The 18,329-nt window shown below is 65.6% G+C and carries 20 protein-coding genes and 1 pseudogene; 5 read left to right on the top strand and 16 right to left on the bottom strand.

The window, feature by feature from the left end:
- Positions 1-486: pseudogene (locus tag KTN05_RS15955) on the top strand (PHB depolymerase family esterase); the annotation flags it as partial.
- Between the two features lie 12 nt (positions 487-498).
- Here the strand turns inward: KTN05_RS15955 and KTN05_RS15950 are convergent.
- Entirely contained in the window at positions 499-1,287 is a 789-nt protein-coding gene (locus KTN05_RS15950; protein WP_217330381.1) for an MFS transporter, read from the bottom strand.
- Between the two features lie 576 nt (positions 1,288-1,863).
- Here KTN05_RS15950 and KTN05_RS15945 point away from each other — a divergent pair.
- Together KTN05_RS15945 and KTN05_RS15940 are read left to right on the top strand one after the other, a co-directional pair.
- A complete protein-coding gene (locus tag KTN05_RS15945) occupies positions 1,864-2,418 on the top strand; it encodes a thiamine pyrophosphate-binding protein (RefSeq protein WP_217330380.1) in 555 nt (184 codons plus the stop codon).
- Between the two features lie 5 nt (positions 2,419-2,423).
- The gene (locus KTN05_RS15940) at positions 2,424-3,011 is read left to right on the top strand and encodes a thiamine pyrophosphate-dependent enzyme (RefSeq protein WP_217330379.1); all 588 of its coding nucleotides are present in this window, start codon (positions 2,424-2,426) and stop codon (positions 3,009-3,011) included.
- A 60-nt stretch (positions 3,012-3,071) separates the two neighbouring features.
- On the opposite strand, the gene KTN05_RS15935 is transcribed toward KTN05_RS15940, so the two are convergent.
- From KTN05_RS15935 to KTN05_RS15865, 15 genes are all read right to left on the bottom strand, one after another.
- Positions 3,072-4,028 (bottom strand): LysR substrate-binding domain-containing protein, encoded by a 957-nt coding sequence (locus KTN05_RS15935; RefSeq protein ID WP_217330378.1) that lies wholly within the window; start codon positions 4,026-4,028, stop codon positions 3,072-3,074.
- 27 nt (positions 4,029-4,055) lie between these two features.
- A complete protein-coding gene (locus tag KTN05_RS15930) occupies positions 4,056-4,751 on the bottom strand; it encodes an MBL fold metallo-hydrolase (protein ID WP_217330377.1) in 696 nt (231 codons plus the stop codon).
- Positions 4,748-5,902 carry an alpha-hydroxy acid oxidase gene (locus KTN05_RS15925; protein ID WP_217330376.1) on the bottom strand — a complete coding sequence of 385 codons (1,155 nt, stop codon included), beginning with the start codon at positions 5,900-5,902 and terminating at the stop codon, positions 4,748-4,750. The genes KTN05_RS15930 and KTN05_RS15925 overlap by 4 nt, the downstream gene beginning before the upstream one ends.
- A 46-nt stretch (positions 5,903-5,948) precedes the next feature.
- The gene (locus KTN05_RS15920) at positions 5,949-7,250 is read right to left on the bottom strand and encodes a TRAP transporter large permease (protein WP_217330375.1); all 1,302 of its coding nucleotides are present in this window, start codon (positions 7,248-7,250) and stop codon (positions 5,949-5,951) included.
- Positions 7,247-7,798, bottom strand: a complete 552-nt coding sequence (locus KTN05_RS15915) for a TRAP transporter small permease (protein ID WP_217330374.1) — start codon at positions 7,796-7,798, stop codon at positions 7,247-7,249. The genes KTN05_RS15920 and KTN05_RS15915 overlap by 4 nt, the downstream gene beginning before the upstream one ends.
- A 65-nt stretch (positions 7,799-7,863) precedes the next feature.
- Positions 7,864-8,835 carry a TRAP transporter substrate-binding protein gene (locus KTN05_RS15910; RefSeq protein ID WP_217330373.1) on the bottom strand — a complete coding sequence of 324 codons (972 nt, stop codon included), beginning with the start codon at positions 8,833-8,835 and terminating at the stop codon, positions 7,864-7,866.
- A 184-nt stretch (positions 8,836-9,019) separates the two neighbouring features.
- Positions 9,020-9,682, bottom strand: coding sequence for an aspartate/glutamate racemase family protein (locus tag KTN05_RS15905; RefSeq protein ID WP_217330372.1), 663 nt, complete (start codon positions 9,680-9,682; stop codon positions 9,020-9,022).
- A complete protein-coding gene (gene hydA / locus KTN05_RS15900) occupies positions 9,679-11,130 on the bottom strand; it encodes a dihydropyrimidinase (RefSeq protein ID WP_217330371.1) in 1,452 nt (483 codons plus the stop codon). The genes KTN05_RS15905 and hydA overlap by 4 nt, the downstream gene beginning before the upstream one ends.
- 25 nt (positions 11,131-11,155) lie before the next feature.
- Positions 11,156-12,088, bottom strand: coding sequence for a dihydrodipicolinate synthase family protein (locus KTN05_RS15895; protein ID WP_217330370.1), 933 nt, complete (start codon positions 12,086-12,088; stop codon positions 11,156-11,158).
- Entirely contained in the window at positions 12,085-12,705 is a 621-nt protein-coding gene (locus KTN05_RS15890) for a flavin reductase family protein (RefSeq protein WP_217330369.1), read from the bottom strand. Before KTN05_RS15890 ends, KTN05_RS15895 begins: the two co-directional genes overlap by 4 nt.
- Positions 12,702-13,628, bottom strand: a complete 927-nt coding sequence (locus KTN05_RS15885) for an N-carbamoyl-D-amino-acid hydrolase (RefSeq protein WP_217330368.1) — start codon at positions 13,626-13,628, stop codon at positions 12,702-12,704. The genes KTN05_RS15890 and KTN05_RS15885 overlap by 4 nt, the downstream gene beginning before the upstream one ends.
- Before the next feature lie 16 nt (positions 13,629-13,644).
- The gene (locus KTN05_RS15880) at positions 13,645-14,310 is read right to left on the bottom strand and encodes an amino acid ABC transporter permease (RefSeq protein ID WP_217330367.1); all 666 of its coding nucleotides are present in this window, start codon (positions 14,308-14,310) and stop codon (positions 13,645-13,647) included.
- 1 nt (position 14,311) lies between these two features.
- The gene (locus KTN05_RS15875) at positions 14,312-14,995 is read right to left on the bottom strand and encodes an amino acid ABC transporter permease (protein WP_217330366.1); all 684 of its coding nucleotides are present in this window, start codon (positions 14,993-14,995) and stop codon (positions 14,312-14,314) included.
- On the bottom strand, positions 14,992-15,762 hold the full coding sequence (locus KTN05_RS15870) for an amino acid ABC transporter ATP-binding protein (protein ID WP_217330365.1): 771 nt from the start codon (positions 15,760-15,762) through the stop codon (positions 14,992-14,994). The genes KTN05_RS15875 and KTN05_RS15870 overlap by 4 nt, the downstream gene beginning before the upstream one ends.
- A gap of 5 nt (positions 15,763-15,767) precedes the next feature.
- The gene (locus tag KTN05_RS15865; protein ID WP_217330364.1) at positions 15,768-16,607 is read right to left on the bottom strand and encodes a transporter substrate-binding domain-containing protein; all 840 of its coding nucleotides are present in this window, start codon (positions 16,605-16,607) and stop codon (positions 15,768-15,770) included.
- Positions 16,608-16,818: 211 nt separating this feature from the next.
- Here KTN05_RS15865 and KTN05_RS15860 point away from each other — a divergent pair, with 211 nt between their 5' ends.
- A complete protein-coding gene (locus KTN05_RS15860; protein WP_217330363.1) occupies positions 16,819-17,715 on the top strand; it encodes a LysR family transcriptional regulator in 897 nt (298 codons plus the stop codon).
- 138 nt (positions 17,716-17,853) lie between these two features.
- Entirely contained in the window at positions 17,854-18,309 is a 456-nt protein-coding gene (locus tag KTN05_RS15855) for a hypothetical protein (protein WP_217330362.1), read from the top strand.
- The last annotated feature ends 20 nt before the right edge of the window (positions 18,310-18,329 follow it).

Raw genomic sequence — 18,329 nt, 5'->3', positions numbered from 1 at the left:
TCCCGAAGATCGGCGATGGCCGCCAGCGTCACGCCCGGCCGCGCGCTGCGCTACGCCGGGGCTCCGCGCGCGGCCTCCTACACCAACCGCTGGGATACTGCCGCGATGTCGGCCATGCGCGGGAAGAATGGGCCCCAGCCCACCGGCAAACTGCCCCCGCAGTTGCCGACAATTGTCTTCCACGGCGACAGCGATCGCGTGGTGCATCCCTCCAACGCGGCCGGGTTCCTGAGAAACCTGGAACGGTCCCGTGCGGCGCCGCTTGTCTGCAAGACAAGCTACGGCCGCTCCCCGGGCGGTCGCGACTATACGCGGAAGATCCATGCCACCCGGGTCGGACAGACCCTTCTCGAAGAATGGACCGTGCATGGGAGCGGCCACGGCTGGTCGGGCGGTCGCACCGCCGGCTCGCACACCGATCCCGCTGGCCCCAACGCATCGCGGGAAATGCTGCGGTTCTTCCTCTCTCGACGGCGGTCCGGGTAAAGGCCCCCCCGATCACCCACGCGGGCGCCCGCGCACGGCAATGCCGAGCGCGAGACCGGCGAACCCTGCTGCTGCCGCAAAGGTCAGTTGGAGCCCGGCTTCCCCGCCCTGACCGAGACCGAGCATTTCGACGCCGCGGGATCCCAGGGCGAAGAGTGCCCCCATGGCAGTTGCTCCCGTGATCAGTCCCAGGTTGCGCGAAAGACCTAGCAAGGCTGACGTCACACCCCGGCGCTCGTTCGTCGCTCCGTTCATGACGACCGTGGTGTTTGCAGCCTGGAAGAGCGCGTATCCGGCTGTGATCAGGGCAAGGCCGCCGATGTAGCCACCGACGCCAAAGGCTCCGGGAAGCACTATCATCAGGACCGAGCCTGTCGTGACGCCCGCAAGACCTGTGATCGTGACCCGGAAAGCCCCCAAGCGATCGACCAGCCGGCCTGCCGGAATACCGGTGAGCGCAGCGACGCCTGGTCCGATCGACATGACCAGCCCGGTTTCCACAGGACCGAGGCGGAGAACCCCGGAAAGATAGAACGGGCCGACGATCAGGGTTGCCATCATGATCGTCGAGACCAGCCCCATGGAGAGGAGACCCGCGCTCAGGGCGCGGTCGCGCAGCAGCGCCAACTGGACCAGCGGGGCCGCCGTCCGCGCCTCATGCGCGACAAAGGCAACCAGGCCGAGGGCGAATGTGGCAACGAGTGCCGCAAGGGCCGGACCGGGCACAGCACGGCCCCAGGTCGTCGCCAAGGCAAAGGCCGTCAGCGAAAGCGCGAGCAGCGCCGTGCGCCTGAAACACATTCTTCGCCAGATCGAGCCCGACGGTGGTAATCTCCGTCATGACCGTCCTCCTTTGTGGATCATCACAAACCCACCTTGGCACGTTGATGCCGTCGGGGGGCGGTCACAGCATCAACGCCCATCGGGGGTTCCCTTTCGGTCAGGTCAAAGTCCATCAACTCCACCTTGTCCGATGGGCCCGGTGACCACCCGATGCAGGGCGAAACCGGCGGTGAAAGCTCCACCGCAAACTCCACCCGCGTCGCTCCCAGAGATTACACCACCAGCGTGGACGCTACCTTGCCTCGGCCTGTGACCCGAGAAAGGCCTGACCGAACCGGTCTCGTGACTGTCCTGTCCAAGCACAGAACCGTGAGTGAGCCGTCGATTTCGGCAACGACGGAGATGACGGTGGAAGGAAACGACAAGGCGGCGTGCAGCACCGCGGGCGGCGTTGACACCCCAAGGACCTGCATGTTGCCGGCGCATCGCTCGCGAACCGCCTTCCAAGATCACGATACCTGATCGCGCAAAAGGTTGGACGTCGGGGCTGCCGACCCCCGCTATAACGATCCGAACAGGTGCGGGGGATGGGCGATGATCGACAGTGAAACCGACTCAGGGACGGGCAGGTCTAGCCAGATCGCATGTGCATGGCCGCACAAGCTTCATGAGATTCTGCGGGCGGCCGGTATCCGTCAGATATCCTATGTGCCGGACGCGGGGCACGCGACCCTAATCGAGCTTTCTGCGGCGGATCCGGATGTGAGGACCAACGTCCTGACCACCGAAGAAGAAGGGATCGCCATTGCACATGGCGCCTGGCTCGGCGGGCAGCGGTCCGTGGTGCTGATGCAGTCGTCGGGCGTCGGCAACTGCATCAACATGCTGTCGCTGCCGGTCCAGACGAGATCGCCGCTGCTGATGCTGGTGACGATGCGCGGCGAATGGGCCGAGTTCAATCCGTGGCAGGTGCCGATGAGCCAGGCGACGGAAGCCTCTCTGAGAGCGATTGGGCTTACCATCCTGCGGGCCGATACCGCCGAGGATGTGGTCGAGGTCGTGGAACAAGCAGCCAGCATGGCGTTCGAGGCCGATCAGCAGATCGCGGTGCTGATCGGGCAGCGCCTGCTTGGCAAGAAGAAGTGGTGAGCGGAATGAACGAAGTTTCGATGGATCGCCGCGAGGCGGTGAGCAAGCTGCTGGCCGCGCGGGATGGCGCGCTGGTCGTGACGGGCCTCGGCTCGCCCACCTATGACGTTCACGCGGCGGGGGACGCTGACAACAACTATTATCTGTGGGGCGCCATGGGCGGCGCTGCGCTGGTCGGGCTGGGTATTTCGCAGGCCCGGCCGGACAAGCGGGTCATGGTTATCACGGGCGATGGCGAGCAGTTGATGGCCTTCGGCGCGCTGGCGACCATTGCGGTGGCGGCTCCCGTGAACCTCGACATCATCGTGCTGGACAACCAGCATTTCGGCGAAACCGGCATGCAGCCCAGCCATACGGGAAGCGGCATTGCCTTCGACCGGGTCGCAGCCGTCGTCGGGTTCGCGCAAACGGCCGAGTTGCGCAGCCTTGATGAGGTTGACGAGTTGGTCGAAGGGCTGCGCCAGCCCGCTGCCGGGCCGCGGCTGTTCGTGCTGAAGGTCAGGGCCGAGAACCCGCCGCGGTCGCTGCCGTCCCGCGATGCGGTGTTGGTCAAGAACCGCTTTCGCGCCCATCTCGGAATTGAAACCCCCTGAAAACGCGGCATGGCATGCCATCGTCCGCGAGTGCCAGCGGGAGTGGGGTAGACTTCCCGGTCAGGTCCGCTTGCGGATGTAGTGGCGCAAGGGTTCTGCTGGGTAAGCCGCCCAGATTCCCTCTGCCACCAGCCGGGCGATTTCTTCCAGAATGAGATCGGACACCGCGCCGAGCGCGCGTGCCTGCGACCGCGCCGGCTGGCAGGCCAGCACGATCTCCCTGCGGATGGGCGAGCCGTCAATGCGGGTATGCGAAAGTCCCTTGCTCTCGAGCTCTGCCTCGAGGCAGCTGAGCGGCAGCACCGCGTAGCCGAGGCCGGCCGCGACGAGTTCCAGAAGGACGCGGTAACTGTCCGCCTCGAAGGCGACCTTCAGGTTCAGGTCGCGCTTCTCGGCCGCGTTATCGACAACCACGCGCAAACCGTGCGGCCGGCTCGGCAGGACAAGAGGAAGCTCACAGAGTTCGGCCATGCTGATGGGGCCCGCATTGCTGATGTGCGATCCCGAGGGGCCGATCAGCATCAGCTCTTCGTACAGCAGCTCTGTCGTTTTCAGGTGATAGTCCGTGCCCGGCCCGTAAAGCAGCGTCAGGTCGATCTGGCCACGCTGAAGCCATTCCACCAGATGCCCCGCATAGCCCTCGACAATGCGCAGCCGCACTTCAGGCAGTTTGCGCCGGACCCGCAGCGCCAGCCGGGACGCCAGAACCACCGAGGTCGTGGGCATCAGCCCCAGCGCAACGTCGCCCCGGACCTGATCGCCATGCGAGCGGGCGTCTTCGATAGCTTGTTCGAGTTGCTGAAGCAGGCCCGTCATGGTCTGCGACAAATCCCGCCCGGCATCGGTAAGCTGCATGCCGCGGCCGTGCCGGATGAAAAGACTGAAGCCCAGTTCGGCCTCCATCAGCCGGATGTGACGCGACAGGGCGGATTGTGCCACGCGCATCTTGTCCGACGCGCGACTGAGCGATCCGGTTTCCGCCACTTCGACGAAGGTGCGCAACTGCTTGAGGTCCATGTCCCTCCTCCTCCTCGAAAGGCGGCTTCAGCGCACGATCAGTTCGATCTTGTTCAGCCCTTGCGCGCTCCAGCCATGCGGTCCGCGGTGCAGCTCGTGCGAATGGCCGGGGACGATGATGTCGAAGTTCCTGTCCAGCATCCCGATGGTCGCGGCAGAGCGCCTGTCCGGGTCGAACTCCAGATCGACGCGGTGATCGATCAGCTCTCGCAGCGTTTTCACCGCATCGCCCGCCAGCGCGACGCGCCGGCCTTCGGCGTCGATGTATCGCAGCCCTGATTGGCCGGGAGTGTGCCCCGGCAGGGAAAGGCAGAACAGATCAGGATGGAATGCGTCGCCATCATCGATCAGCGTGGGATTTCGGCGGCCGATATATTCCACGACGGGCTGCGAGATATAGATGTCGGCAGGATTGGGCTGCTGCGCATATGTCCATTCCGCCTGCGACACGATGATCTCGGCTCGGGGAAAAAGATCGACGTTGTTCGCGTGATCGAAGTGGAGATGCGACAGGAACACCTGCCGGATGTCGTCCGGCCCGAGCCCTTCGTTCGCCAGCGCCCGGATCAGCGTGGCCTTTGTGGCATGGTGACCCGTGTCGAACAGGATCGGACCCGCGCCCGGCACCCGCAGCAGCACGACGGAGGAAAGGCCCAGGAAGCCGCCCGTGAAGCCGAGGCAGTTTCCGGGCACCAGAACCTTGTGGCTGATCGCTGTCGTCATCGGTCCATATCCACCAGAAATTCGGGGCCGAGATCGGCCAGCCTCGTGACGCCCATCATCTGCATGTTGCGCGAAAGCTCGCTCCAGATCAGCCGGATCGCGTGTTCCACGCCCGGCTGGCCGGCCATCGCGGCTGCAAAGCCGAACGGCCGCCCGATCAGCACGGCGCGCGCACCCAGCGACAGCAGCTTGACTACGTCCGTGCCGCGCCTGATGCCGCTGTCCACCAGAACCGGAAGCTCGCCCGCCTCCTCCATGACACGGGGGAGCATGCGAAGCGGCGGCACGGCGCCGTCGAGCTGGCGTCCGCCGTGGTTCGAGATCACGATCCCGTCCACGCCGATCTCGCGGGCGGTGCGGGCATCGAGAGGGTGCAGGATGCCCTTTACGATCAGGGCGCCGCGCCACTGCCGGCGGATCGTGCGCAGATGGTCCCAGTTCAGATGCCGCCGGTCCGAAAAATCGCGCAGAACATTGCGGGAAAGAATCGGCGCACCGCGCTGGGCGTAATTGTTCTCGAAATGAGGCATCCCGTGGCGCAGCAAGGTGCGCAGCAGAACTTCGGTGAGCCAGCGGGGGCGCGTGCCACCTTGCCAGGCAAGGCGCGGGCCGGGGCGCAACGGAGCGCTGAACCCCGCCCGCCGATCTGCCTCCCGGTTGCCGACCGCAGGGGTGTCAACGGTAATGACCAGCGTTTTGGTCCCGGCCGAGCGCACCCGTGACATCAACGCATCGATCTGCGCCTGATCTCCGGGCAGATAGGCCTGGAACCACGTGCCCGGCACAGCCTCCATCACCTCTTCCAGCGGGATCAGCGACGATCCCGACATGACCACCGGAACATTGCAGGCGCTGGCCGCGCGCGCGAGGACAAGATCGCCGCGATAGCTGGATAATGCTGCCAGCCCCATCGGCGCGACCCCGATCGGTGCGGCGAAGCGCTGGCCGAAAAGCTCCACCTCGGTTGAGACCTGCGATACATTGACCATCACCCGCGTCAGCAGGGCGTAGCGGTCGAACGCTTCACGGTTCATCTTCAGGCTGCGGCCATCCTCTACCGCGCTGGCAATGTAGGAATAGACAGACTTCGGCAGCCGCCTTCGGGCGGCCACCTCAAAATCATTCAGGTTGAGGAACCTGTCCCTCAGCATGGCGTCGATCCTCGTCGGCATCGGGGACGGCGGGGCAGGGAAAGCGTCATCCGAGCATTTGCTGCGGCAACCACGTCACGACCCCCGGAAACATGACGAGGATCATCACCGCGATGATCAGGATCATGAAGAATGGAAAGGCTGCCCAGCTGAGATAGACGAGGCTCCGCCCAGTCATGCCCTGCAACACGAATAGATTGAGGCCGACGGGCGGCGTGATCTGCCCCATCTCCACCACCAAGACGAGGTAGATGCCGAACCAGAGCGGATCGATTCCCGCAGCCTGCACCATCGGCAGCAGCACCGAGGTGGTCAGCACGATGATCGAAATCCCGTCGAGGAACATTCCGAGGAAGATGAAAAAGACCGTCAGCGCGGCGAGCAACGTGTAGATGCTTAGACCCATGCTGCCAATGCCGGCGGCGAGCTTTCCGGGCAGCCCGGAATACCCCATGGAGAGAGTCAGGAAAGCGGCGCCTGCAAGGATGAAGGCGATCATGCAGGAGGTCATGGCCGTGCTGAACAGGCCTGCCTTGAAGGTTTTGCGGTTCAGGTCGCCGAACAGCCACGACAGAAGCAGAGCAAGCACAACCCCGACGGCGGCGGAGTCGGTGGGGCTGGCAATGCCGAGATAGATCGAGCCGATCACGCCCCCGATCAGCGCTACGATCGGGATCAGCCTGCCTGAGGACCGAACCTTCGCCTTCAACGGCATGGGCGCATCGGCGGGCGGAACCCTGGCCGGATTGGCCCACGACCACAGCATGATGTAGCCCATGTAAAGACCGACCACGAGAGTGCCGGGCACGATGCCCGCGATGAACAGCCGGGCGATCGACACCTCGGTCGCGACGCCATAGACGATCATGATGATCGAAGGCGGGATCAGCAGGCCGAGCGTGGCCGAGCCGGCGATGGTCCCTAAGACGAGCTGCTCGTCATACCCGCGCTTGCGCAACTCGGGCACGGCCACTTTCGCAACCGTTGCGCAGGTCGCCGCCGATGAGCCCGAAACGGCCGCGAAGATCCCGCAGGCCATCACTGGCACGTGGCTGAGCCGGCCCGGAAGCCGCTGCATCCATGGTGATAGGCCGCTGAACAGGTCATCGGACATGCGCGAGCGGAACAGGATCTCGCCCATCCAGATGAACAGCGGCAACGCCGCCAGTGTCCATTCCGACGAGGATGACCACAAGTTCGATGACAGCGCGCGATCAATGGGCGCCGAGGAAAAGAGCAGCATCCCGACGATCCCCGACAGCAGCAGCGAGACCGCCACCAAGACACCGAGCGCGAGACAGCCGATCAGGGTGCCGACGATAAGGAAGATGCCGAGCGCTTCGTTCATGCTCCCGCCTCGTCGGCGGGTGCCTGGCCAAGCCCCGAGGTGCGTCCGAAAAGCAGGTACTCCACGGCGAGATCGACGCAGGCGACGGTCAGCGCGAAGGAACCGAAGGTCAGGACCGACTGAGGGATCCAGAGCGGGATTGCGACCAGCCCGCTGGACATGTCCCCGAATTCGAAGGACTCGATCGTCATCCCGCCGAGCGCCCATGTCATCAGTGCGCCGACCAGCGTGCCTGCCACCGCAAGCAGCACGAACAACGGGCGCTGCACGGTTGCTGGCAGCCGCTCCTGGATCAGCGTGACGCGGATATGGGCACCGATCCGGATCGCCGGGCCAAGTGCGAGGAACGTCGCGAAGGCGAGGCCATAGCCCGAGAAGGTGGCATAGGACGGGATCATCAGGCCGACACCTTCGAGCCCGAGCATGGCGGCCACGGCGTCGATCAGGTTCAGCACGACCTGAGCCGCGACGACGGTCACGATGAAGATGATCGAGACGCATGAGGCCGCGGCGCAGCACATGTAGAACCGGTTGAGCAAGCGTCGCATCCGATACTCCGTTGAGGGCCGCAAAGGCAGCACCTCGGCGCTGCCTTTCCTGTCAGGAACAGCAGTCAGTTTTGATATGCGGCAAGCATGGCGGCGCCGGCTTCGCCTGCGCGTTCCTTCCATTCCTCGACCATGGTCGCACCGATCTCGCGCAGTTCCGCGCGCAGGGCTTCCGAGCCTTCGCCGACCTCGACCCCGTTGTCGGCCAGCGTCTTCAGCCCATCGCCGTGATCGGCTTGCGCCATCTCCCAACCGCGCGCCTCCGCACGGCGCGCCGCTTCCATCAGCCCCTCGCGCACGTCAGGCTCCAGCGCCTCCAGCGCCCGGGTGTTCGCGAACACGATATCCTTCGAATAGGACACCCGCACGTCATAGAAATGGTTGAGGAAGTCCCACACGGCGGACGAGACGCCCGTGGCTGTGGATGTGACCATCATGTTCACCCGGCCGGTGCTGAAGGCCTGCGCAAGATCGGCGGCCTCGACCTGGGTCGGCACCGCGCCCGCAAGCTGAGCGATCCGTTCGGTCGTATAATTGTAGGCCCGGAATCGCGCTCCCCGCATGTCCGAGACGGAGTTCACCGGTGCCGCCGAATAAAGCCCCTGCGGACTCCACGGGTTGGCAAAGAGCAGGGTCATGCGCTGGCGATTCATGTCCTCGGCGGTGTGGTCGCGGGTGACCTCCCACATCCGCTGCGCATCCTCGAAGGTGCCGACGAGGAAGGGCAGGCTTTCAAGCTCATAGGCGGGATCCTCGTTCGACAGCGTCGACATCAAGATCTCGCCGATCTCGACCTGGCCGGAGCGCACCGCGTTCTTGATCTCGCCATGCTTGATGAGCGAGGCGGCGGGATGCACCACGATGTCGAGCTTGCCATCGGTCAGTTCGCGCACCTCGTCCGCGAAGGCCATGGCGTTCTTGGTGACGGCACTCGATTCGGGATAGGGCGTCGGCATCTGCCAGCTGGTCTGCGCAAAGCCGGGCACCGCGGCCGCCATCGTCATGCAGGCCGCCGTAAGCAGGGTCTTCATCATCATGGTGGTTCCTCCCCTTTCATGCCTCGCGTTTCTGGGCCGCGAGGCGCGTCCGCTTTCTTAGCAGGCCCCTTCAGTTAAGCGATGGTTGCGCGGGATAACGCTTCGAAAACGTGGAAGGCCGTTATCGAGATTCTCGAACGGTGCCCTGCCCACCGGCGACTGTTCCGCACCGGCGTCCGAGATTTCAGACGACCACGGCCAGCAACGCCGCCCCCACTGCCGCCTGAGTGGGGTCGATGACCGGCACGCCCAGTTCCGCCTCCAGCGGTGCCCGGTGACGGGCAAGGCCGGCGCAGCCGAGGATCAGCGCCTCGGCCCCGTCCCCGATCAGCGCCTGTCCGACTTCGACGAGCCGGCCGAACGTCGCCTCGCCGCGCGCGCTTTCGTCCACCGTCATGTCGAGAGGCCGGTCTCCGGCGCAACGATCCAGCACACCCATCCGGCGCATGTATCGCCGGTGGCGCCCGACCGAGCCGCCCGAAATGGCGACGACACCGAAGCGGTCGCCCCGCGCCATCGCAGCAAGGACACCCGATTCCTGAATCCCGAAGGCCGGTGCGCGGGTGATGCTGCGAACCGAGTCCAGTCCGGGGTCCGAATAGCACGCGATGACGATCGCGCCAGCGTCCGGCCGACTTTCCACCAGCCGCAGCAGAGGGGCGATGAGGAGGTCTCCCTGGGCCTGGGACTCGATCCCGAACGGCCCCTCGCGCAGCGTCACGCATTCGATGGCGGGCGCCCCTGCACGGCGAAACCCCTCCAGCGCCGCGTCAAGGCCCGCGGTGACGGCTTCGTTTGAGTTGGGGTTGATGACAAGGATCGGGCCGGGACGGGAGGCAGGCGTCATGGGGCGATCTCCGCGCCGAAGTTGAAGGCCGGGTCCAGTTCCGCTGCGCGGCCGCCCGGATATCCGGTGAAATCCGGCCGTTCGCGGGCCACGAAGCGTCCCGCGCCCGATTCCGCGATCAGCCGGCCCCCGTCGATGATGCGGCGGCCGCGGCTGAGAACGGTTACGGGCCAGCCCGTCAGCTCCCGCCCTTCGAAGGGGCTGTAGTCCATCGCATCGTGCTGGTCTTCGACGCGGACCGTCCGTGTCTCGTCAGGGTCCCAGATGGTGATGTCGGCATCCATCCCGACTGCGATGCTGCCTTTCCGCGGCAGTCCGTACAGCCGTGCGGCATTGGTCGAGGCGAGCGCCACGAACTGCTGAAGCGTGATCCGCCCCTTCCGCACCCCTTCCGAGAACAGCAGCGGCAGGCGGACGGCGAGGCCAGGCATGCCGTTGGCGATCTGTTTGAAGCTTGCCTGTGGTCCATTGGCGAGCTTTCCGGTCTCGTCGAAACGGTAGGGCGCGTGATCGGACGAAAAGACGGAAAAGGTGCCGCCCTGCAGATGCCGCCAGAGCGCGTCCTGTGTGGCGGCGTCGCGCACCGGGGGCGAGCACATGAACTTGGCGCCCTCCATCCCCGGTCGGTCAAGGTCATTGCGGGTGAGGAACAGGTATTGCGGGCACGTCTCGCCAAATATCTTCGCCCCTTCCAGACGCGCCTTTGCGACGAGATCCGCCCCTTCGGGCGTCGAGACATGCACGATCATGAGAGCCGCATCGAGGAACCGGGCGAGCGTGATCGCCCGGTTGATCGCCTCGATCTCGGCCGCAGCCGGGTGGCTGACGGCATGATAGCGCGGCGCTGTATGGCCGGCCTTGACGAGGCGGTCCGAGATCCAGCGAATGATGCCGCTGTTTTCGGCATGCACCATGGTCAGCGCGCCATTCGCGCGTGCCACCGTCAGGATGTCGAGAAACTGACCATCGTCGATCTTCATGAGGTCGTAGGTCATGAACACCTTGAACGAGGTGATGCCGCGCGCGAAAGCGGCCGGCAGTTCCTCGTTCAGCGCCTTTTCGGTCGGGTCGGCAACGATCAGGTGATAGGACCAGTCGATCACCGACTGACCCGTGGCCCGGCTGTCATAGAGATCGAGCGTCTCCGTGACCCCCATCCCCCGGTGCTGCGCGGCGAAGGGGATGAAGCACGAGTTGCCGCCGAATGCCGCGCTGATCGAGCCGCTGCGATAGTCATCCGCCGTCATGCCCCCGGTCGCGCTTTCCTGGGCGATGTGGCAATGCGCCTCGATCCCACCGGGCAGGACCAGCTTGCCCGAGGCGTCGATCACGTCCGACGCGTCGAGCGACTCGGCGATGGCCACAATCCGCCCATCGGAAATGCCGACATCGGCGCGGAAGCTGTCAGCGGCGGTGGCGACGGTGCCACCCTTGATGACGAGGTCCATGGGTCGTCCTCCTGTTCCGTTCACCTCAGCCAAGTTCCGCCAGCCGCCGGACGAGCCGGGCGGCGAGCCGGGTCAGGTCGTCGTGGTCGGCTTGCGAAAGCGATGGCCCCGGCGCCCTGACGCGCGCCGAGGCAATGGCCCCGCGCCGGCGCAGCACCTCCTTGCGAAGCGCCAGACCCAGACCCAGCTGGTTCTCGTAACGGATCAGCGGCAGATAGGCGTCGAAGATGTCCTGCGCCCGTCCCGCATCGCCCGCCTTCATCAGCCGCACCACGTCCACCATCATCTCGGGCCATGCAAAGCCGGTCATTGCGCCATCGGCGCCTCGCGCCATCTCCTCAGGCAGGAACAGGCCGCTGTTGCCGACAAGAATGGACAGCCGGGGCACCTCGGCCATCCCGCTGCCGGCGCGCACCTGCTCCAGCTTCGCCAGCCCCGGCCAGTCCTCGTGCTTCAGCATGACGACGCTGGGATTCTCGGCCGCGATGGCGAGAAGCGTGGCCGTCGAGAAGCGGGCGTTCAGGGTCTGCGGATAATCCTGCAGGCAGATCGGGACGTCGGGCCCGAGATGCCGGGCCACCTGGCCGAAATAGGCACGCAACCGGTCATCAGGGCCCATGCCGTTCATCGGCGCCACCATGACCCCGGCCGCACCGGCGGACATCACCGCGTCGGTGAGCGCCTTCATCGGATCGAGGCCGGCAGCCGAGGCGCCGACGATGACCGGCATGCTTCCGGCGCGGGCCAGCACGCGGCGGGCGAAGGTCAGCGCTTCTTCCGAGGACAGTTTCGGCGCTTCGCCCATGATCCCGAGGATCGTTAGCCCGTCAGCGCCCGCATCGCGGTAGAAGTCCACCATGCGATCGGTGCTTTCGAGATCCAGCGCGCCGTCTCCGGTGAACGGCGTCGCCGCAATGACGTAAACCCCGGAGGTGTGACGATCTATCAGCGTGGTCATGTTCGCGGCTCCGGTTCGGGAATGGCGTGGCGCCCGGTTTCTTCCAGTCGGGCGTAACGGTCGGCGTAGAGACGGGCGATGGGGAGTTCGGCACCCCACGAGACATGCATCCGGTCGGTGTCGATCAGCCCTTCGCGGGCGCTCAGGGCAACGGCCTCGCCGATGACGATTTCCCGCTCCGGGCTGAAGTTGAGCGTCAGGCGGTGGCGGCATTCGAGCGCGACCGGCGCGGCGGCAAGGCGGGGCACCGACACACGCTGCGACGGCGCGAGTTCGAGACCGAGCGCGTCCGGCTCGCCCCGGTCGCTCGGATAGGCGGCGGCGGTGGCCACCATCGACTCGGCAAGGTCCGGCGTAGCGATACTGACGACAAATTCTCCGCCTGCCGAGATGTTTGCGGCAGTGTCCTTGCGCCCGCCGTCGAGCCTTCGCTCAAGACCGAGGATGATCAGCGCCGGATCGGCGCCGAAGACGTTGAAGAAGCTGAATGGCGCGGCGTTGACGATTCCGTCCGGGCCCGTAGTCGTCACCCACGCCACCGGGCGGGGGATCACCACCGCGCAGAGCAGCTTGTAGCGATCTCGCGGCGAGAGCGCGTCCAGATCGATCGTCGTCACCGGGGCGCCTCGACCCCGGTCTGGCTGCAGATGCGGCCGTAATGCTCCACTCGCCGATGGCGCGCGAAGTCGAAGATCGTGGACTTGCCGAAATTGCAGGCATCCATGTCGCAAGCATGGACCAGCAGCTCGTCGCCTTCCGTCTTTGCCCGTGCCACCACAAAGCCGTTGGGATCAACGATGATCGATCCGCCCATGAGCGGATGTCCATCTTCGACCCCGGCCTTGGCCACGCCCACGACCCATGTCGAATTCTGGTAGGCCCCGGCAGCCATCGACAGCTCTGAATGGTAGAGCCGCTTGTCGCCCGCCTCGCCGGAAAATTGGCTGTTCACCGAAGGCGTGTTGTAGCCCAGCACGACCAGTTCCACCCCCTGCAGGCCCATGACGCGGTAGGTTTCGGGCCAGCGGCGGTCGTTGCAGATGCACATGCCGATCACCGCATCCTGGCTGCGCCAGACGGGGAAACCTAGGTCGCCCGGCTTGAAATAGCGCTTTTCCAGGTGCTGGAAGGCGCGTTCGGTGTCGAATTCGTCATGCCCCGGCAGATGGACTTTGCGGTACTTGCCGACGATCCGCGCATCACGGTCGGTCAGGACGGACACGTTGTAGTGGTGTCCTTCAGGGGTCAACTCGGCATAGCCGAAGCTGATGGCCACCCGCAGCGCGCGTGCGCGCTCGAACAGCGGGCGGGTCGCCTCGCCGGGCATCTCGCGCTCGAACCAGCGGTCCACTTCGGCCTGGTCCTCCATGTACCAGCGCGGAAAGAACGTGGTCAGCGCCAGCTCGGGGTAGACGACGAGGGTGCAACCCTGTCGGGCCGCATCCTCGAGCAGCGCGATCATGCGGGCGACGATGGCGTCCCGGCTGTCCGCCTTCTGGTTCGGGCCTAACTGGGCCGCTCCGATGACAATCTCGCGCATTCGATGTTCCTTTCGATCAGACGGCGATCCGGCGCTGCCAGCGGCTCACCAGCCGCACGGCGGGCCAGAGCAGGATCAGATAGACCAGCGCCGCCATGGTGATCGGCGACGCGTTGTAGGTCACGGAGCGGGCGAGGTTTGCCGCGTGCAGCATCTCGCCCAGCGACACCACCGAAGCGAGCGACGTCAGCTTCACGACCTCGACGGTGTTGGAGATCAGGTCCGGCAGCACGTTGCGCACGCCTTGCGGCAGCACCACGGCCCGCATCGTCTGCGCGTGCGTCATGCCGGTGGAACGGGCGGCCTCGGCCTGACCGCGAGGGACGGACAGGATACCCGCGCGAAGAACCTCGCCGTAATAGGCCGAATTGTTCAACATGAAGGCGATGGCGACCGCCACGAACGGGCTCATGCGGATGCCGGCGAAGGGCAGGCCCGCATAGACGAATATCAGCAGCACCAGCGGAGGAATCGCCCGGAACAGATCGACCAGAGCGATCGCGGGCCAGCGCACCCATCGGCGCGGCGACAGCGAGGTCAGCGCCGCCGCGAGCCCCCCGATGACGCCCAGCGGAATGACCAGAAGGCAAAGCAGCAGGGTCATTCCGAGTCCGCGCAGGATCGTCGGCCAGGCTGCGGCCATGATCTCCAGATTGAAGAACTGATCGAGAAGCTGGTCCATGTCAGCGACGGTGCCTCACGAACCGCTCCTCGAGCCAGCGGGACATCACCACCAGCGGCAGGAAAAGGATGACATAGGCGATGGCCGCGATGGTCAGCGGCGATGCGTTGCCCGAGAAGCTCTGCGCCGTCGTCGCCTGGTTGAGGATGTCCGGGACGCCGATCACCGTGCCGAGCGCGGTCATCTTGGTGATGGCGATGGCGCGGTTGGTCAGGGGCGGGATCACCATGCGCAGGGCTTGCGGCAGGATCACCTGCAGCAGCGTGCCCGTGAACCCTATTCCGGTGGACCGCGCAGCCTCCCACTGGCCCTTGTCCACGGCCGTGAGGCCCGCCCAGACGATCTCCTCGGTGAAGGCCGCCAGCACGAGGCCGAGGATCACGAACAGCACAAGAAAGCTCGACAGCATGATACCCACGTTCGGCAGTCCGAAATAGACCATCAGGATCAGCACCAGCGGGGGCAGCGCCCGCATCATGTCCGCGAAGACCACGATGGCCACGTTCAGGGGCGCGATGCGATAGGCCCGCACACAGGCAAGAAGGACGCCCGCCGCTACGCCGAACACGACAATGAGCAGCGAGCAGGCGATCGTCACCCATACGCCCTGCAGGATCGAGGGCAGGTAGCGGACGATGACTTCGCCATTGAAGAAGGTCGCGAGGAAGCGGTCGAACCCGGTCATTGACGCGTGTGGCGGCTGAGGAAGGTGCGTGTGGCTTCGTGACGAGCGGCAGTGAATAGCTGCTCGGGAGGGCCCTCTTCGACGATGCGCCCGTCGGCCATGAAGACGATGCGGTCCGCGGCCTCGCGCGCGAAGCCCATCTCGTGGCTGACCACGAGCATGGTCATGCCATCGGCCTTCAGTTCGCGCATGACGCCGAGCACGTCTCCCACCAATTCGGGATCCAGCGCCGAGGTCGGCTCGTCGAAGAGCATCACGGCGGGTTCCATCGCGATGGCCCGCGCTATGGCAACGCGCTGCTGCTGACCGCCCGACAATTCTGTCGGATGGCTGGCCGCCTTGCCCGCCAGGCCGACACGCTCAAGGGCGGCCATCGCGCGGGCGTCCGCCTCGTCCCTGCCCAGCTTCAAGACCATGCGGAGCGCCAGCGTTACGTTTCGCCGGGTATCCAGATGCGGGTAAAGGTTGAAGGACTGGAACACCATTCCGATCCGCCGGCGCAGCCCGTCCAGGTCCACCCGCTTGCCGGTGATCGGCTGCCCCTCAAGGAAGATGTCGCCGCTGCTCGGCTCTTCCAGCCGGTTGCAGCAGCGCAGCATGGTGGATTTCCCCGACCCCGACCGGCCCAGCACGAACACCATCTCGCGCGTGGCGACCGCAAGGTCGATGCCGTGCAGCACCTCCAGCGCGCCATACGACTTGTGCAGCCGCCGCACCTCAAGAGTGGGGATCGCCGAGGGCTGCGCGAGGGTCGTGATCGGGGCCATGCGCGTCAGGCACAGCCGGGGGTGTGGTCGTCCTCGACATAACCGGCAAAGCCCGGCTCGCCCCAGCCGGGGCGCGGGGTGACGGCCGTGGAACCTTCGGCGGGTGCCGTGCCGAACCATTTTTCGTGTAGCGCCGCCACCGTGCCGTCGGTCTTCAGGCATTCCAGCGCGGCTTCGACGCTGCGGCGCAGCTCTTCGTCGTCCTGCCGGAACGGGAAGGCCCAGACGAGGCCGGTCGAGTGCAGATAGCTGAGCTTGACGTTCGGGTTCTGCTTGGCCGCCCACGCCGACACGGTGTTCCCGGCCACATTGGCGAAGGTCCGGCCGGAAACGACGGCCTGCACCGCGTCGGTATTGGTGCCGTAGCTTTCGACCGTCCAGCCGATCTCATCCGCGAGCTCACGCGCCCAGCTGTCATAGGCCGAGCCCTTGTTGACGGCGATGACCTTGCCCTCGAACTGGGCGAGGTCGGTGATTTCGGGGGCATCGGGTTTGACCAGGAACTGGAAGTCGGTGTTGAGATAGCCTTCCGAGAACAGGTAGTTGGCCGCGCGTTCCTCGGTCAGGGTGGTGGGCGCGGCGGCGAAGTCATAGGTTCCGGCCTGCATCCCCGGCAGGATGCCGGAGTATTCGGTTGCCGCGATCTCGATCTCGACGCCCATCTTTTCCGCGATGGCAGTGACCAGATCGACGTTGAAGCCTTCGATCCCGCCGCCGAGTTTCGGCATGGCGTGCGGCGCGAAAGTGCCGTCAATCGCGGTAAGAAGCTTGTCCTGCGCCAGCGCCGGCCCGGCAAGGCACGCCAACAGGCCGGCGACGGCAGCGGATGTCGTAAAGCGTTTCATGTTGACCCCTGTTGCGATGGAAAGGGGCATTCTTTCGGCCTAACGACCATGCGCCCCTGTTTCCTCATAGATCGGCCGCACGGCGGAGCAGGCGGCACCACCAAGCTAACCACGGGCCGCGCGATTCAGGCAATATCACTCGTTTATTAGAATTTGCGCGCCATTATAGGTCGTGGTTATGATCCGCTGCTGAGCGAAGGGAGGCGTCGCAATGTTCAGCCTTCGTCAACTGGAGGTTTTCCGGGAGGTCATGCGCCTGCGCACGACCATCGCGGCGGCGCGAACGTTGCGCATTTCGCAGCCCGCTGTCTCGAACGCGATCCGGCAGCTGGAGGGTCAGTGCGGCTTCGCACTGTTCGATCGGCAAGGAAACCGGCTGGTGCCGACCGCCGACGCAATCGAACTCTATCGCGACGGCGAGGCGATATTCGGCCTCTATCATGCGCTGGCCCGGAAGATCGAGGATCGGCGGGCAAGTGCCGCGGGGCGTCTGCGCATCGTCTGCACGCTTCCGATCGCCAACGCCATCATTCCCGCGGCCGTGACACCTTTCCTGGCGCGGAGGCCGGGGGTGCTGCTGAGCGTCGACACCGGCGGCATCGACGAGATCATGAGCGCGGTCGAATCGCGAACGGCGGATCTGGGCCTCTGCCTCGTCGCACCCGAGCGCGGCGGCCTTGCAGTGGAAACGATCGCCTCGGCACGGATGGTCTGCGCCTTCCGGCCCGGGCACCGGCTGGAGGCGCTGGATCAGGTGACGGCAGCCGATCTCGCCGATACACCGCTGATCCTTTACGATAGGCGAAGCCGTCTCAGTCTGCTGCTCGAAGAACGCTTCCTCAGCCCGGCGCTGCGGAGAAACGAGATCGCCGCGGTGCCGTTCAGTTCCATGGCTTGCCTGCTGGCAGAAGCGGGCCTGGGAGTCGCGCTGGTGGATTCCTTTACCGCGGTGGCCGGCGGACGCTATCGTCTCGGCACTCGTCCCCTTTCACCCGCCGAGCCGGTTCCGGTTCGCATGATCACCCGCGCGACCGAGACGCCGAGCCGCGTCCTCGCGTCCTTCATGGCGGAACTCCGCAGCACAACGCAAGCCGTCGCTGACGGCTGAGACGGGTCACCGGAGCGCGCTTAAAGGCAAGGGGCGGCGAAGCGTGCCGCGCGATGCGGCTTGTCGAGAGCGCCGAGCGGCTCTATGCCGACCGGCCGCTTCTGACGCGGGTGAACCGACACGCTGTCCTTGGCGTCCATGCCCGCCGAGCCAGCCGTCGAGGGGCTCTGCACGACACCGGACAAGAAGGAGACGTCGTTCAAGACAAACTTCATCCATTCCAGCGGGGTTCGCGCGCTGCGGATCTGCGGCGGGCTCGACATCAAAGGCCATGCGCGTTTCGAACCGGGGCTCTACATCATCGACGAGGGGGATCTGAGCATCAACGCGAACGGCGAAATGGCGCTCGACGAGGCCTCGATGGCCGGTGAGGGCGTCACGTTCTACCTGGCCAATGGTGCGACGCTCAGCCTCAACGGCAACGGCAATTTCAGGATACAGGCGCCGACCACTGCACCCTACGCCGGCATCCTGTTCTTCGGCAGCCGAAGCGCCGGTAGAGATCGCAGAAGCGGCTATAGGCAGTGTCCCAGCGGTTGGTGTAGGAGGCCGCGCGCGGAGCCCCGGCGTAGCGCAGCGCGCGGCCGGGCGTGACGCTGGCGGCCATCGCCGAT

Source organism: Paracoccus sp. Z118 (assembly GCF_019061185.1).
Lineage (GTDB): Bacteria > Pseudomonadota > Alphaproteobacteria > Rhodobacterales > Rhodobacteraceae > Paracoccus.
The sequence above is the reverse complement of the archived record's forward strand: the minus strand, read 5'-3'. Positions and strand labels throughout refer to the sequence as shown.

What these genes read in the sequence shown, in the direction of transcription:
- KTN05_RS15950 (WP_217330381.1), bottom strand. Translation starts at nt 1,287, where the DNA reads ATGTGTTTCAGGCGCACGGCGCTGCTCGCGCTTTCGCTGACGGCCTTT.
- KTN05_RS15945 (WP_217330380.1), top strand. Translation starts at nt 1,864, where the DNA reads ATGATCGACAGTGAAACCGACTCAGGGACGGGCAGGTCTAGCCAGATC.
- KTN05_RS15940 (WP_217330379.1), top strand. Translation starts at nt 2,424, where the DNA reads ATGAACGAAGTTTCGATGGATCGCCGCGAGGCGGTGAGCAAGCTGCTG.
- KTN05_RS15935 (WP_217330378.1), bottom strand. Translation starts at nt 4,028, where the DNA reads ATGGACCTCAAGCAGTTGCGCACCTTCGTCGAAGTGGCGGAAACCGGA.
- KTN05_RS15930 (WP_217330377.1), bottom strand. Translation starts at nt 4,751, where the DNA reads ATGACGACAGCGATCAGCCACAAGGTTCTGGTGCCCGGAAACTGCCTC.
- KTN05_RS15925 (WP_217330376.1), bottom strand. Translation starts at nt 5,902, where the DNA reads ATGCTGAGGGACAGGTTCCTCAACCTGAATGATTTTGAGGTGGCCGCC.
- KTN05_RS15920 (WP_217330375.1), bottom strand. Translation starts at nt 7,250, where the DNA reads ATGAACGAAGCGCTCGGCATCTTCCTTATCGTCGGCACCCTGATCGGC.
- KTN05_RS15915 (WP_217330374.1), bottom strand. Translation starts at nt 7,798, where the DNA reads ATGCGACGCTTGCTCAACCGGTTCTACATGTGCTGCGCCGCGGCCTCA.
- KTN05_RS15910 (WP_217330373.1), bottom strand. Translation starts at nt 8,835, where the DNA reads ATGATGATGAAGACCCTGCTTACGGCGGCCTGCATGACGATGGCGGCC.
- KTN05_RS15905 (WP_217330372.1), bottom strand. Translation starts at nt 9,682, where the DNA reads ATGACGCCTGCCTCCCGTCCCGGCCCGATCCTTGTCATCAACCCCAAC.
- hydA (WP_217330371.1), bottom strand. Translation starts at nt 11,130, where the DNA reads ATGGACCTCGTCATCAAGGGTGGCACCGTCGCCACCGCCGCTGACAGC.
- KTN05_RS15895 (WP_217330370.1), bottom strand. Translation starts at nt 12,088, where the DNA reads ATGACCACGCTGATAGATCGTCACACCTCCGGGGTTTACGTCATTGCG.
- KTN05_RS15885 (WP_217330368.1), bottom strand. Translation starts at nt 13,628, where the DNA reads ATGCGCGAGATTGTCATCGGAGCGGCCCAGTTAGGCCCGAACCAGAAG.
- KTN05_RS15880 (WP_217330367.1), bottom strand. Translation starts at nt 14,310, where the DNA reads ATGGACCAGCTTCTCGATCAGTTCTTCAATCTGGAGATCATGGCCGCA.
- KTN05_RS15875 (WP_217330366.1), bottom strand. Translation starts at nt 14,995, where the DNA reads ATGACCGGGTTCGACCGCTTCCTCGCGACCTTCTTCAATGGCGAAGTC.
- KTN05_RS15870 (WP_217330365.1), bottom strand. Translation starts at nt 15,762, where the DNA reads ATGGCCCCGATCACGACCCTCGCGCAGCCCTCGGCGATCCCCACTCTT.
- KTN05_RS15865 (WP_217330364.1), bottom strand. Translation starts at nt 16,607, where the DNA reads ATGAAACGCTTTACGACATCCGCTGCCGTCGCCGGCCTGTTGGCGTGC.
- KTN05_RS15860 (WP_217330363.1), top strand. Translation starts at nt 16,819, where the DNA reads ATGTTCAGCCTTCGTCAACTGGAGGTTTTCCGGGAGGTCATGCGCCTG.
- KTN05_RS15855 (WP_217330362.1), top strand. Translation starts at nt 17,854, where the DNA reads ATGCCCGCCGAGCCAGCCGTCGAGGGGCTCTGCACGACACCGGACAAG.